Origin of the sequence: Microvirga pakistanensis (assembly GCF_004458765.1) — a bacterium.
GTDB classification, from domain to species: domain Bacteria; phylum Pseudomonadota; class Alphaproteobacteria; order Rhizobiales; family Beijerinckiaceae; genus Microvirga; species Microvirga pakistanensis.
Map to the genome: position 1 here is coordinate 1 of NZ_SPJX01000254.1, position 223 is coordinate 223.

Consider the following 223-nt stretch of genomic DNA (forward strand, 5'->3'; position numbering starts at 1 on the left):
CTGCACGGCCTCCCGGCCGACGAGGCGCACAGCCTTCTCACCCGGGTCAAGGGCATCGGCCCCTGGACGGCCGACATCTACCTGCTCTTCTGCCTCGGCCACCCTGACGCGTTCCCGGGCGGCGACCTCGCCGTGCAGGAGGCTGCCCGGATCGCCTATGGGCTGGACGAGCGGCCCGATGCGAAGACGCTCACGATCCTCGCGGAGCGCTGGCGGCCCTGGC

General features: G+C 72.6%; 1 protein-coding gene. It reads left to right on the top strand.

All coding sequences use genetic code 11. The annotated features are described in order from the left end of the window. Nucleotides 1–223: DNA-3-methyladenine glycosylase family protein (locus E4K09_RS14745; RefSeq protein WP_425293849.1), on the top strand; the 223-nt coding region annotated here is incomplete at both ends.